We start from the raw sequence: 13132 nt of genomic DNA, 5'->3' as shown, positions 1-13132 counted from the left end.
CACCCGGGCCGCTCACGCGGCGTGCCCGCCCGCCGGCCGCCCGAACTGCTCCGCCTCCGTCGACCCCGCCAGGGCGACCGTGGCGGCCTCACCGCCCGACACGGCCAGCGCGACCAGGTCGAAATAGCCCGCGCCGGCTTCCCGCTGGTGACGTGTCGCGGTGTACCCGTCGGCCTCCCTGGCGAATTCCTCGTCCTGAAGCCGGACGTACGCGGCCATGCCCTCCTCCCGGTACGCCCTGGCGAGTTGGAACGTGTGGAAGTTGACCAGGTGCCAGCCGGCCAGCGTCACGAACTGGAACCGATATCCCATGGCGGCCAGTTCCCGTTGCAGCCGTGCAATGGTGCCCGCGTCGAGATGGCGGCGCCAGTTGAACGACGGCGAGCAGTTGTAGGCGAGCCACTTGCCCGGGTACTGCCGGTGCAGCGCTTCGGCGAAGGCCCGGGCTTCCCCCAGGTCGGGCTTCGCCGTCTCGAACCAGACCATGTCGGCGTAGGGCGCATAGGCGAGCCCCCGGGCAATGGCCGCCTCGAGGCCGCCCCGCACCACGTAGAACCCCTCCGAGGTCCGCTGCCCCGTCAGGAAGGGGCGATCGGCCGGGTCGACGTCGCTCGTCAGGAGGGTGGCGCTCAAGGCGTCGGTCCGCGCCACCAGTACCGTAGGAACGTCCAGCACATCGGCGGCCAGGCGCGCGGCCCGCAGCGTGCGGATGAACGTGGATGCCGGCACCAGCACCTTCCCGCCCATGTGGCCGCACTTCTTCTCGGAGGCGAGCTGGTCTTCGAAGTGCACGCCGGCGGCGCCCGCCTCGATGAGTGCCTTGGTCAGCTCGAAGGCGTGGATCGGGCCGCCGAAGCCCGCCTCGGCGTCGGCCACGATGGGGGCCATCCAGTCTCGCCGGAGCGCCGCGCCCGCCGCTTCGGGCCAGCGCTCCGACCACTCGATCTGGTCGGCCCGAAGCAGCGCCTGGTTGATGCGGCGCACCAGGGCCGGCACGCTGTTGGACGGATAGAGACTCTGGTCGGGGTAGGTCTGCCCGGCGAGATTGGCGTCGGCCGCCACCTGCCACCCGCTCACGTAGATGGCCTGAAGGCCCGCTCGCACCATCTGCACCGCCTGCGCCCCCGTCATGGCGCCGAAGGTGGCCACGTACGGTTCACTCTGGAGCAAGCGCCAGAGCCGCTCGGCCCCCCGCCGCGCCAGCGTGTATTCCTGCCGCACGGAGCCGCGCAACCTGAGGACGTCCGCCGCCGTGTGGTCTCGCCGGATACCGCTCCAGCGGGGATCGGTGACCCACCGTTGTTCGAGGCGGCGCTGCTCGGCCAGGGCATCGGCCGGCGGCCCACCCGCCTGCGGCACGTGGCCGTTGCCCGCCCCTTCACGACGCTCCTCCATCGCCACGTTCAACCCCTTCCTCTCTCCTGAGCGATGCCGGCGTGAGTTCCCCGCAGGTAGGCCAGGCCGGGGATCGTGAGGAACTCGACGAACTCCGGATCGAGCACCAGCCGGTCGAGCAGCTGGGCCGCCTCGTCGAGCCGCAACGGGCCACCGTCGCCACCGTCCGCACCCGAGGCGGCAGGCGAGGAGCCGGCCTCGGCCCGCAGGCGCTGCAGCTGCTCCGCTCGCGCGGACCGGTAGAGGGCCCCGAAGTCCCGGTGGCGTACCCACTGCCACAGCTGAGACCGGGCGATCTCGGCCGTGGCAGTGTCTTCCATCAGGTGATGGATCGCCACCGCCCCCCGGCCGCTCAGCCATGCGGCCAGATAGCGCAGCGCCACGTCGATGTCGCCGGCGAGGCCCGCCTCGGTGACGGGCCCGTCAGGAATCGCGAGCAGCTCCTCCGGGCGCTCCGGAGCCGGGGACATCCGCTCGAGCTGGTTGGGCCCCGGGAAGGCCCGCTCGAAGACCTCCCGCACCACCCCGACCAGCCCCGGGTGCGCGACCCACGCGCCGTCGTACCCCTCACCCGCCTCCCGCTCTTTGTCCGCCCGCACCTGGGCGAGCGCCCGCTCGTTGGCGTCGGGGTCGTCCTTGCGCGGGATGTACGCCGACATCCCGCCGATGGCGTGGGCGCCGCGCCGGTGGCAGACGTGGACGAGCAGCTGCGACGCCGTGCGCAAGAACGGCGTGGACGGCACCGTCAGGAGCGCCCTGTCCGGCAGCACTCGGTCGGGCCGGTGGGCAAAGGTCTTGATGAAGCTGAAGATGTAGTCCCACCGCCCGAGGTTGAGCCCGGTGATCCGGTCCCGGAGCTCGTACAGGATCCCCTCCATCTCGAGCGCCGCCAGGACGTGCTCGATGAGCACGGTGGCCCGGATGGAGCGGCTCGGCAGGCCCAGGCGCTGCTCGCTCCACTCGAACACCTCGTTCCACAGCCGGGCCTCCGCTGCGCCCTCGAGCTTGGGAAGGTAGAAGTACGGGCCGCTGCCCCGTTGCAGGAGTTCCCGGGCGTTGTGGAAGGCGAACAGCCCGAAGTCGAACAGCGAGGCGGAAACGGGCCGGCCGTCCACCCACACTCCGGGCTCGTCGAGATGCCAACCTCTGGGCCGAACGCTCAAGACCGCCGGTTGGGAGCCGAGCCGGTACACCCGCCCGTCGGGCGCGACGTAGCTCAAGGTGCGGCGGACGGCCTGCCGGAGGTGGGCCTGCCCCTGCACCATGTTGGCCCACGTGGGGGCGTTGGCGTCCTCGAAATCGGCCATGAAGACCTGGGCTCCCGAGTTGAGGGCGTTGATGATCATCTTCGGGTCGGTCGGACCCGTGATCTCGACGCGCCGGTCCACGAGGTCGGATGGGGGCGACGCTACCTTCCACTCGCCCGCCGGGCCCGCCCGAAGGTCGAGCCCTTTACCTTCGCGCACCTCTCGGAGCCGGTCGGCGCGGCGACGGAGCAACTCCTGCCGGGCCTGCCCGAACGTCCTGGCCAGTGCCGCCACGAAAGCGAGGGCAGCCGGGGTGAGCACGCTCTCGGACCCCGGTACGGGTGGTTCTCTGAGCTCCACGCCGTCCGGCACCTGGTAAGACAAACCACAGCGCCTCCTTTCTCGGGTACGGGAGCGTGAGGCCGGATCCAGCCGCAGACGGAGGCCGATGGTTTGCACGGAAGGCAGTGTGTATACAGGGTGTGGGATCCACACTAGCGATTCGATCTCCGGGGCGCAAGCGAGATTTCGCTCCGGGAGAGACGAAGCTGGCCAGGAAGGCTCGCCAAAGCGCCGCCTTGCTCGCCCGGCCACACAGAGAGGCTTTTCGCAACCCAGGCCCGCCGACAAAACCTTTGATACCCCTTGCAGGCACCCGGGGAAGTCTCATAGGATAGACGTCAAAGGTTCGAAGCTTACCTTTGTGACAACGGTTGCTACCATGCCCCGGCCGTTGAAAGGGGGGAAATGGGTGTTGCGGGTGCTCGTGGCGGTCGACGGTTCCGAGGGCGCGCGCAAGGCGGTCGACGTCACGGCCCGGTTGCTCGAGGAGGTGGCCCGGCCGGACGTCATCCTGCTCCACGTACTCCCCGGACAGCGGGGCCTGGAGTACCTCAGCTCGTCCCCCGAGCTCTGGGAACGCATCCAGAACCTGTCGGCCGAGGAAGAGGAGGAGGGCCGGCAGCTTCTCCAGCGTTACAAAGAGCGCCTCGCCGGATTGCCTTCCGCTCCCGAACTGCTTCTCCGGCGAGGGGACCCTGCTGAGACCATCCTCGCCACCGCCCAGGAACGCAAGGTCGACCTCATCGTCATGGGTGCCCGGGGCCTGGGCCCGGTCGCTCAACTCATCCTCGGCAGCGTCAGCCACAAGGTACTCCACCTGGCAAGCTGTCCCGTACTCATCGCGCGGTGACGGCGGGAAAGCATGGTGGAGCGGTCCCTTCTCAATCGACGCACGGGGGGTTGAAACCATGGAGGCTCGGGCTGGAGCGCACGCAGCCGTGGTGCAGGCGCGAGCGCACGAGACCACCGCCAGGCTCTGGCACGTGATCGCCGCGTCGACGGGCGGCACGCTCATCGAATGGTACGACTTCTACATCTACGGCAGCCTGGCCACCGTCATCGCGGGAGCATTCTTCCCGCCCGGCCATCCCACGGCCGCGTTCTTGGCCACGCTGGCGACGTTCGCCACCGGGTTCGCCGTGAGGCCTTTCGGCGCGCTCGTGTTCGGGCGTATCGGCGACCTGGTGGGCCGTAAGTACGCCTTCTTGGTGACGCTCACCATCATGGGCGGTTCGACGATGGCCATCGGGCTCGTGCCGTCGTACGCATCCATCGGCCTGTTTGCGCCGCTCATCGTGTTGCTGCTCCGGTTGCTCCAGGGCCTGGCGCTGGGCGGCGAGTACGGCGGAGCGGCGGTCTACGTCGCCGAACATGCGCCCGACGGGCGGCGCGGCTTCTATACCAGCTTCATCCAGACGACGGCGACGCTGGGGCTCTTCGTCTCGCTGGGGGTCATCCTGGCGGTCCGGCTCTCCCTGCCGGAGGCGGACTTCAACGCCTGGGGCTGGCGCGTCCCCTTCCTGCTCTCGAGCGTGCTGCTCGCTCTCTCCCTGTACATGCGGGTGCGGCTCAAGGAGTCGCCGCTCTTCAGCAGGCTCAAGCAGGCCGGGCGCACCTCGCGCTCGCCCTTGCGGGAGACCGGGCGCAATTGGAAGCTGATGGCTCTCGCGCTGTTCGGCGCCACCGCGGGGCAAGGGGTGGTGTGGTATACCGGCCAGTTCTACGCCCTGTACTTCCTGCAAAACACGCTCAAGGTGCCGTTCGTGACCTCCAACGTGATCATTGCCGTGGCGCTGGCCCTCGGCACCCCGTTCTTCATCTTCTTCGGGTGGCTGTCCGACAAGGTGGGCCGCAAGCCGGTGATGATGGCCGGTAACCTGTTGGCGGTCCTCACGTACTATCCCATCTACCAGGCCATGAAGGCGTTCTCGGACCCCTTCAACCCGGTGGGCCTGACCCTCATGGTCTTCCTGCAGGTGCTCTACGTGACCATGGTCTACGGGCCCATCGCAGCGTTCCTGGTGGAGCTGTTCCCTGCGAAGATCCGCTACACGTCGCTCTCCTTGCCGTATCACCTCGGCAACGGGTGGTTCGGAGGGTTCACTCCGCTCATCGCTTCGTCGGCGGTGGCGGCCACGGGCAACATTTACGCCGGGCTCGTCTACCCGGTGGCCGTGGCGGCCATGACCTTCGTGGTGGGGACCTTGCTGGTCAAGGAGACCCACAAGGTCTCCATCTGGGAAGAGGTCGAGGGGTTGGAGGCGGCCGGCGCCGAGTAGCGGGGGCGCCGGCGCGAGAGACGGTACAGGCGGTCTGCACGGCCCGGGATACGGTGTGCGTGCGGGCGTACCGTGCGGACCCATTCGGGGGCTTTTCACCGGCGCGTGAAAAGCCCCTTCTGCGTTACCCCTCTGCACGGTGGTATAATCCCGCTAGACTGACTGGTCGGTTCGATGGCGGCGCCGGTGGGGATGGGGTCGTTGGCACGGGCAATCCATCTCGCGGTCGAGGCGGCAAGAAAACAGGCACGAGCGCTCGGACACCCGGTACTGGCCAGCGCGGTTTTGCCGGTGGGCCGTCTCGACCCGTCGGCCGCGTTCGTGGGCGCCCTCTCGTGGCCGGTACATGCCCCCGGGCCATCTCGTAGCGCTCCTGGATGGCAGCGCTTCGCCCTGGCCGCTGGCGACGAGGGGCCGACGATCATAGGCGTTGGCGCCGAGTGGACGCTCACGGCAGCAGGGGACGCCCGTTTCGAGGAGATCCAGGCCCGCTTCCGCCGCCTCGTGGAAGTGTCGACCATCCTTCGCGACGGCAACGGGGACCTTCGCGACGGCCACGGGGACGGCCATCCTGCTGCCACCGGCATCGTGGCGCTGGGCGGCTTCCGCTACGATCCGCACCGGTCACCCGATGCCGCCTGGCAGCAGATCGCCGACGCGGACTTCATGATCCCCCGGTTCTTGCTGACGATACCGGCGGGGCCGGAGCCGGCCTTGCTCACGATCAACCTGGCCGTTTCTGCTTCTGCCGATGCCGGCTTGACGGCCTCCCAGGCGGCCTCGCAGGCTCGTGCCTTGATCGAGGCCATCTCGCAAGGCCTGGCGCCCCAGCCGCCGGAGGTGTCGCAAGCTCCACCGCCAGCGCCCGATGACGGCGCACGACGGTGGCTGCGCGATGACGGCGCGGATCGCTGGCTGCACGAGGTGCGCCTTGCAGTCGAGGCCATCCGCGAAGGCCGCCTCTCGAAGGTGGTGCTGGCCCGGGCGCTCGACGTGGAGGCTCCCGGCCCCCTCGACCCGGGGCGCCTTTTCGAGGCGCTCTGGGGCCAGTGCCCCGGCTGCGCCCGCTTCGCGCTGTCGTACGGCGGGATGTGGTTCATCGGCGCGTCGCCGGAGCGGCTCGCGGCCGTCGACGCCGGCGGGCAGGTTCGTAGCATGGCGCTGGCCGGTTCCACGGGGCGGGCCACGCGCTGTCACGAAGACGAGGCGCTGGCCCGGGCGCTTTTCGACAGCCCGAAGGAGCGCCATGAGCACCGGCTCGTCGTCGACGCCCTGCGCGAGGCGCTCGCCCCCCTGACGGAGTCGCTGCAGGTGCCAGGCACCCCACGCCTGCTGCGGCTGGCCTCCGTCCAGCATCTGCACACCCCTCTCGCCGGGCGCCTGCGCGCCGGCATCTCCGTCGTGGACGTGGTGAAAGCCCTGCATCCCACGCCGGCGGTCGGTGGTCACCCGAAAGCGGCCGCCCTGGAATGGTTGCGGGGGCACGAGGAGTTCGACCGGGGCTGGTACTCGGCTCCCATCGGCTGGTGGGACGCTCAGGGCAACGGCGACTTCTGGGTCGCCATTCGCTCGGCGCGGCTGGAAGAGGCCCGGGCCACCCTCTTCGCCGGATGCGGCATCGTCGCCGACTCCCGCCCCGAGAGCGAGTGGGAGGAGTCGTGGCTCAAGCTCCAGCCCATGCTGCGCGTTCTCGAGGAAGGCTGGAGGCGAGGGAGGATCGAGCGCACCCGTGAACCCGGCCGAGGTCACCTACCTCTACGTGCGTGAGTTGGTCGACGCCCTCGCCGCGTCGGGACTGCGCCACGTCTGCCTGGCGCCAGGATCGCGATCGACGCCGCTCGCGATGGTGCTGGCGGATCATCCGGGGGTGCGCCTCTGGACCCATGTCGACGAGCGCTCGTGCGCCTTCTTTGCGCTCGGCATGGCCAGGGGGTTGGGGGAGCCCGTCGCCGTCGTCTGCACGTCCGGCACCGCGGCCGCCAACTTCTACCCCGCCGTGATCGAGGCCCGGTATGCCCGGGTGCCGCTCGTGGTGCTGACGGCCGACCGCCCTCCGGAGCTGCGTGACGTGGGTGCCTCCCAGGCGATCGACCAGCTGGGCCTGTACGGGCCGCACGTCAAGTGGTTCGCGGACGCGGCCCTGCCGGAGGCCTCCGGCCGGATGCTGCGGTACGCCCGCGTGCTGGCGACCCGAGCCGTCCGGACCGCCGCGGCGGAGCCGGCAGGCCCCGTGCACCTCAACTTCCCTTTCCGGGAACCCCTGGTGCCGCAGGCGCCCCAGGCCGCCGGCCGCGACGGGCCGGCCGCCCGGAGCACGGGCTCCCTCAGGCCCGTCGAGGGCCGGCGAGCCGCGGACCCTGCCGTGCTCGACGACATCGCGCGGTGGATCGCGGGTTCGCCCCGGCCCCTTTTCGTGCTGGGCCCGCAGGAGGACCCCCGCCTGGCGGCGCTCACGAGCGGGTTCGCGGCCCGGGTGGGAGCGCCACTGCTGGCCGACCCTCTTTCCCAGGCCCGGTGGGGACGTCACGAGCTGCGAGCGGTGGTCGACAGCTACGACCTCTTCTTGCGGGACGAGGCGCTGGCGGACCGGCTACGCCCCACCGCCATCCTGCGCCTGGGAGCGGCACCGGTCTCCAAGGCGTTGCTCGGCTACCTGGAGCGCCTCCTCGACGTCCCCCAGGTGGTCGTGGATCCCGGGGGCGGGTGGCGGGATCCGGCGCTGTCGGCCACGCAGGTTTGGCCGGTGGATCCGGTGGCGCTGCTCGAGGGGCTATCCCGCTACGTGGAGACGCCGGAAGGGCCCGGCAACCAGCCACGCGCCGGCGTCCTGCAGCTGCAGGGGCGCCGCCAGGAGGAGCGCCGGGCCTGGCTGGAGCGCTGGCTCGCCCTGCACCGCGCAGCTCGCCAGGCGGCCCGGCGGCTGCTCTCAGAAAGCGAGGGGCTCTCCGAGGCCCGGGCGATCGCAGAGCTGGTCCGGTTGCTGCCCGATGGTTCGACTCTTTACGCCGGCAACAGCATGCCGGTACGTGACCTGGACGGCTTCGCAGAGGCCGGCCCCCGGGAGATCCGGGCGCTGGGCAACCGGGGCGCGAGTGGCATTGACGGGGTGGTCTCGAGTGCCCTGGGGGTCGCGGCGGTGAGCAAGGGGCCGGTGGCGCTCGCCATCGGGGATCTCTCCTTCTACCACGACCTCAACGGCCTGCTGGCCGCACGCCTGCACTCCCTCTCGCTCACGGTACTGCTCCTGCACAACGACGGCGGCGGCATCTTCTCCTTGCTGCCGCAGGCCGACCACCCGCAACACTTCGAGCAGCTGTTCGGCACGCCCACCGGGCTGGATTTCCGGCCTGCCGTGGAGATGTACGGAGGGCGTTTCACGAGGGTGGCGAGCTGGGGCGAGTTCCAACGCGCCGTGCGGCAGGGACTGGAGGCGGGCGGCCTGTCGGTGGTCGAGGTTCGCACCGAGCGCAGCGCCAACGCGGCCCACCACCGGCGGTTGTGGGACCAGGTCGTGCAGGAAGTGCGGGGGGCGGTGGGGCTCTCATGACCTTCCGGCCCCAGGGCGCTCCCGGTGTTCGCATCGCGGTCAACGGGCTGCACCTCTACGTGGAAGCCTCAGGGCCGGGCCCGGGCACGGAGCCGCACGACCGGACGCGGCCGCCGCTCCTGCTGATCCATGGCTTCACGGGAAGCACCCGGACGTGGCAGGCCCACCTGGGGCCATTGGGCCAGGCGAGGGGCCTGGCGTACGCCGTGGACCTGGTCGGGCACGGGCGCTCCGACGCGCCCGGGGAGCCTTCCCGCTATGGCTTCGCCCGCGTGGTCGAGGACCTGCTCGGGCTGATGGACCGGCTCGAGGCGCGGGTGGTCGACCTGCTCGGCTACTCGATGGGAGGGCGGGTCGCCATGCACCTGGCGCTGGCCGCGCCCGGCCGGGTGCGCTCGCTGGTCGTGGAAAGCGCCTCGCCGGGGATCGAGGACCCCGAGGAACGAGCCCGCAGGCGGGCACAGGACGAGGAGCTGGCCCTGCTGCTCGAACGGGAGGGCATCCGCGCTTTCGTCGAACGCTGGGAGAGCCAGCCGCTCTTCGCGACCCAGGCCGCGCTCGATCCGGCCGTGCGGGACGCGGTGCGAGCCGACCGCCTCAGCCAGCGCCCTCACGGGCTCGCCTTCGCGCTCCGCGGCCTGGGCGCCGGAGTCCAGCAGCCTCTGTGGAACGCGCTGGGCGGGCTGCGCCTGCCGGTGCTGGTGCTCGCCGGCGAGAAAGACGCCAGGTACCGCCACCTGGCAAGGCGCATGGGTGCCCTCGTGCCCGGCGCGCGCGTGGCCGTGGTGGAGGGCGCCGGGCATGCCGTACATCTCGAGCGGCCCGAGGCGTTCCGGTCGCTCGTGCTGGAGTTTCTGGCCGGGGTGGACGCCCGCTAACGGGTACGCCCCGCCGGAAGGGACTTCTGCTGGGAGGTGAGCGAGGTGCCGGTTGCGTGGAAGCAAACCCGCACCTACCAGGACATCCTGTACGAAACCGCGGAGGGCATGGCGAAGATCACCATCAACCGGCCCGAAGTGCGCAACGCCTTTCGGCCCGAGACGGTGATGGAGCTCATGGACGCTTTCGCGGCCGCCCGGGACGACGGGTCGGTGGGGGTGGTCATCCTCACCGGCGCGGGTAAGGAGGCGTTTTGTTCCGGAGGCGACCAGCGGGTGCGGGGCGAAGGGGGTTACGTGGGAGCCGACAGGATTCCGAGGCTCAACGTGCTCGACCTGCAGCGCCAGATCCGCACGCTCCCCAAGCCGGTCATCGCGATGGTGGCCGGCTGGTGCATCGGAGGCGGCAACGTGCTCCAGCTGGTCTGCGATCTCACCATCGCCGCGGACAACGCCATCTTCGGGCAGACGGGGCCCCAGGTCGGCAGTTTCGACGGTGGCTACGGGGCAGGCCTCCTGGCCCGCACGGTCGGCCAGAAGAAGGCCCGGGAGATCTGGTACCTCTGCCGGCGCTACACGGCCCCGGAGGCCCTGCAGATGGGCCTCGTCAACGCCGTGGTGCCCCTCGATCAGCTGGAAGAGGAGACGGTGCGGTGGGCCAAGGAGATCCTGGCCAAGAGCCCGACGGCGATCCGGGTGCTCAAGGCAGCGTTCAACGCCGATACGGACGGGCTCGCCGGCATCCAGGAACTGGCCGGCAACGCCACGCTCCTTTACTACCTCACCGAGGAAGCGAAGGAGGGGCGCAATGCGTTCCTGGAAAAGCGGAAGCCCGACTTCTCCAGGTTCCCCAGGCTCCCGTGACCGGGGCTTTGCGGCGACGGGCACGGGTACGGCCGTTGGCATGGGCGTGACGGGCCCCGCCGAGGCGGCGGCCGGGCTCCGGCAGCCCGGAGTGAGCCGGGCGAAGGCGTGGGTCATGGCCGCCCGCATCCCCACGCTCCCTGCGGCGACAGCTCCGGTGCTGGCGGGCACGGGGGCAGCGGCCGCGCACGGGCCGTTGAGCCTTCCCGTCTTTCTGGCCACGCTGGCGGCCGCGCTGCTCATCCAGGTCGGGACCAACTTCGCCAACGACCTCTACGATTTCCGGAAAGGGGCGGACCGGCCCGGGCGCCTGGGCCCGACCCGGGTCACGCAGACGGGACTGCTCTCCGAGCGGGACGTGGAGCGGGGCACGATCGTCGCCTTCGGGGCAGCCGTGCTCATCGGGGCGTACCTGGCCTCGGTGGGCGGGTGGCCCATCGTGGCCGTGGGGCTCGCCTCCATCGTCGCCGGCGTGCTCTACACGGGAGGGCCCTGGCCCATCGGCTACCACGGCCTCGGGGATCTCTTCGTCTTCGTCTTCTTCGGGGTCGTCGCCGTGACGGGCACGTTCTACCTGCAGGCCGGGGCCGTCACGCCGGGGGCGCTTCTCGCCTCCGTACCGGTCGGGCTGCTCGTGACCGACATTCTGGTGGTCAACAACCTGCGCGACATCGACCAGGACCGGCAGGCGGGCAAGCGGACCCTCGCGGTGCGCATCGGAGAACAGGCCACCCGCATCCAGTACGCGCTCTTCGTCGTCGTGGCCTTGGCCATGCCCGCCGTCTTGCGGGCCGTGGGAGCAGCGGGACCGCTCTTTTGGCTGCCCTGGCTCAGCGCGCCCATCGCCTGGCCGCTGGTGCGCCGCGTCCTGGGCGGCGAGCGCGGGGCGACGCTCAACCAGGTGCTCAAGGGCACCGGGCGGCTGCTCCTTGCCTACAGCGCGCTGCTCGCCATCGGCATGGCGAGGTCGCCATGAGGCTCCCGGACTGGCTGGCGCACCGGGCGGCGACGGCCGGGGAGCGCCTGGCGATCATCGCCGGCGACGTGCGGTGGACCTTTCAGGAGCTCGACCGGCGGGCGGCCTCGCTGGCCCGCCGGATGGTCGGGCTCGGGGTTCGCCCCGGGGACCGGGTCGCTTTGCTGCTGCCCAACGGGCCCGAGTTCGTCGAGCTGGCGCACGGGGTCGGCCGCGCGGGCGGCATCCTGGTGCCGCTCAACACGCGCCTCGCCCCGCCGGAACTCGCCTGGCAGCTCGGGCATGCAGCTCCCCGGGCGTTCGTCTACGCCCCGCAGACCGAGCCGGCGGCCCGAGCCGCTCTGGCCCGGTGGGCGCAGGAAGGGCAGACGGGGGGCGAGGCCGCCTCCTCCGAGGTCGCTGTCCTTTCCACGGAGGAACTGGCGTCGGCACCCGAAGCGGCCGATGCGTCTCTCCGTCCGTTCGTGGAACTCGAGGCGGTGCACAGCATCCTCTACACCTCCGGCACCACCGGGCGGCCCAAAGGGGCCTTGCTCACGTACGGCAACTACTGGTGGAGCGCGGTGGGCTCGGCCCTCAACCTGGGCCTCTGCGCCGGGGATCGCTGGCTTGCCAACCTGCCCCTCTTCCACGTGGGAGGCCTCTCCATCCTGGTGCGTGGCGTCATCTACGGCATGACGGCGGTGGTGCACCCGCGCTTCGACCCGCAGGCCGCCAACCGCGCCATTGACGAGGAAGGGGTGACCCTCCTCTCGGTGGTGGCCACCACGCTGGCCCGCATGCTGGATGCCCGGGGCGAGCGCCCTTATCCCCCGTCGCTCCGGGCCGTGCTCGTGGGCGGCGGGCCCGTGCCCGTGGCACTCTTGGAGCGCGCCGCCCGGCTCGGTATGCCGGTCGTCCAGACGTACGGCCTGACGGAGGCCGCCTCGCAGGTGACCACGCTCCCGCCCGGCCAGGCGCTGCGCAAGCTGGGTTCGGCCGGCAGGCCGCTGCTCCCGACGGAGGTGCGGATCGAGCGAGATGGCCGGCCTGCCGGGCCTGGAGAGGTGGGCGAGATCCTGGTGCGCGGCCCTACCGTGAGCCCGGGGTATTTCCGCGAGGCGCCGGTGGCAGCCGCCGGGAGAGACGGAGCCGGACAGGATGCGGCGTCGCTTTCCGCCCGGCGAGACGGGGGCTGGTTGCGCACGGGGGACCTGGGGTACCTGGACGAAGAGGGTTACCTGTACGTGGTCGACCGCCGGGACGACCTCATCGTGAGCGGCGGCGAAAACGTCTACCCGGCCGAAGTGGAAGCAGCCCTCCTGGCCCATCCGGCCATCCAGGAGGCAGGCGTGGTGGGGATCCCGCACCCCGAGTGGGGCCAGGTGCCGGTGGCGGCCGTGCGGTTGCGCGCGGGCTGGGGGCTAACGGCGGAGGAGCTCCTCGCCCACTGCGCCGGGCGGCTGGCGCGCTACAAGGTGCCCAAGGAAGTGCGCATCGTGCAAGCGCCTCTGCCCCGCAACGCGGCGGGCAAGCTGCTGCGCAGCAGGCTTCGTGAGCAGTGGCTCGAAGCGGGCGCAGGGGGCGGCGGCCGGGGACAGGAGGTCTCGCCCGGCGAGCCTTGA

General features: G+C 71.0%; 10 protein-coding genes. 8 read left to right on the top strand and 2 right to left on the bottom strand.

All coding sequences use genetic code 11. From position 1 onward, the window contains the following. Nucleotides 1-12 precede the first annotated feature (12 nt). Both aceA and aceB read right to left on the bottom strand, forming a co-directional pair. A complete protein-coding gene (gene aceA, locus U7230_RS00150; RefSeq protein WP_324716734.1) occupies nt 13-1395 on the bottom strand; it encodes an isocitrate lyase in 1383 nt (460 codons plus the stop codon). Between the two features lie 8 nt (nt 1396-1403). Next, nucleotides 1404-3026 (bottom strand): malate synthase A, encoded by a 1623-nt coding sequence (aceB, locus tag U7230_RS00145; RefSeq protein ID WP_324716733.1) that lies wholly within the window; start codon nt 3024-3026, stop codon nt 1404-1406. Nucleotides 3027-3345: 319 nt separating this feature from the next. Between aceB and U7230_RS00140 the strand changes: the two genes are divergently transcribed. The 8 genes from U7230_RS00140 to menE all read left to right on the top strand — a co-directional run bounded on the left by U7230_RS00140 (nt 3346) and on the right by menE (nt 13132). Continuing rightward, the gene (locus tag U7230_RS00140) at nt 3346-3834 is read left to right on the top strand and encodes a universal stress protein (protein ID WP_324716732.1); all 489 of its coding nucleotides are present in this window, start codon (nt 3346-3348) and stop codon (nt 3832-3834) included. A 58-nt stretch (nt 3835-3892) separates the two neighbouring features. Then, nucleotides 3893-5263, top strand: coding sequence for an MFS transporter (locus U7230_RS00135; protein WP_324716731.1), 1371 nt, complete (start codon nt 3893-3895; stop codon nt 5261-5263). Nucleotides 5264-5464: 201 nt separating this feature from the next. Next, entirely contained in the window at nt 5465-7030 is a 1566-nt protein-coding gene (locus U7230_RS00130; protein WP_324716730.1) for an isochorismate synthase, read from the top strand. Beyond that, nucleotides 6993-8810: a 2-succinyl-5-enolpyruvyl-6-hydroxy-3-cyclohexene-1-carboxylic-acid synthase gene (gene menD / locus U7230_RS00125; RefSeq protein ID WP_324716729.1), complete on the top strand. Its 1818-nt coding sequence runs from the start codon at nt 6993-6995 to the stop codon at nt 8808-8810. The genes U7230_RS00130 and menD overlap by 38 nt, the downstream gene beginning before the upstream one ends. After that, a complete protein-coding gene (menH, locus tag U7230_RS00120; RefSeq protein WP_324716728.1) occupies nt 8807-9688 on the top strand; it encodes a 2-succinyl-6-hydroxy-2,4-cyclohexadiene-1-carboxylate synthase in 882 nt (293 codons plus the stop codon). Before menD ends, menH begins: the two co-directional genes overlap by 4 nt. Before the next feature lie 108 nt (nt 9689-9796). Continuing rightward, entirely contained in the window at nt 9797-10552 is a 756-nt protein-coding gene (gene menB, locus U7230_RS00115; protein WP_404980603.1) for a 1,4-dihydroxy-2-naphthoyl-CoA synthase, read from the top strand. Between the two features lie 40 nt (nt 10553-10592). Further along, nucleotides 10593-11528, top strand: coding sequence for a 1,4-dihydroxy-2-naphthoate polyprenyltransferase (locus U7230_RS00110; RefSeq protein ID WP_324716726.1), 936 nt, complete (start codon nt 10593-10595; stop codon nt 11526-11528). Beyond that, entirely contained in the window at nt 11525-13132 is a 1608-nt protein-coding gene (gene menE / locus U7230_RS00105) for an o-succinylbenzoate--CoA ligase (protein WP_324716725.1), read from the top strand. Before U7230_RS00110 ends, menE begins: the two co-directional genes overlap by 4 nt.

This window comes from Limnochorda sp. L945t, from assembly GCF_035593305.1.
GTDB lineage: Bacteria > Bacillota > Limnochordia > Limnochordales > Geochordaceae > Carboxydichorda > Carboxydichorda subterranea.
The sequence above is the reverse complement of the archived record's forward strand: the minus strand, read 5'-3'. Positions and strand labels throughout refer to the sequence as shown.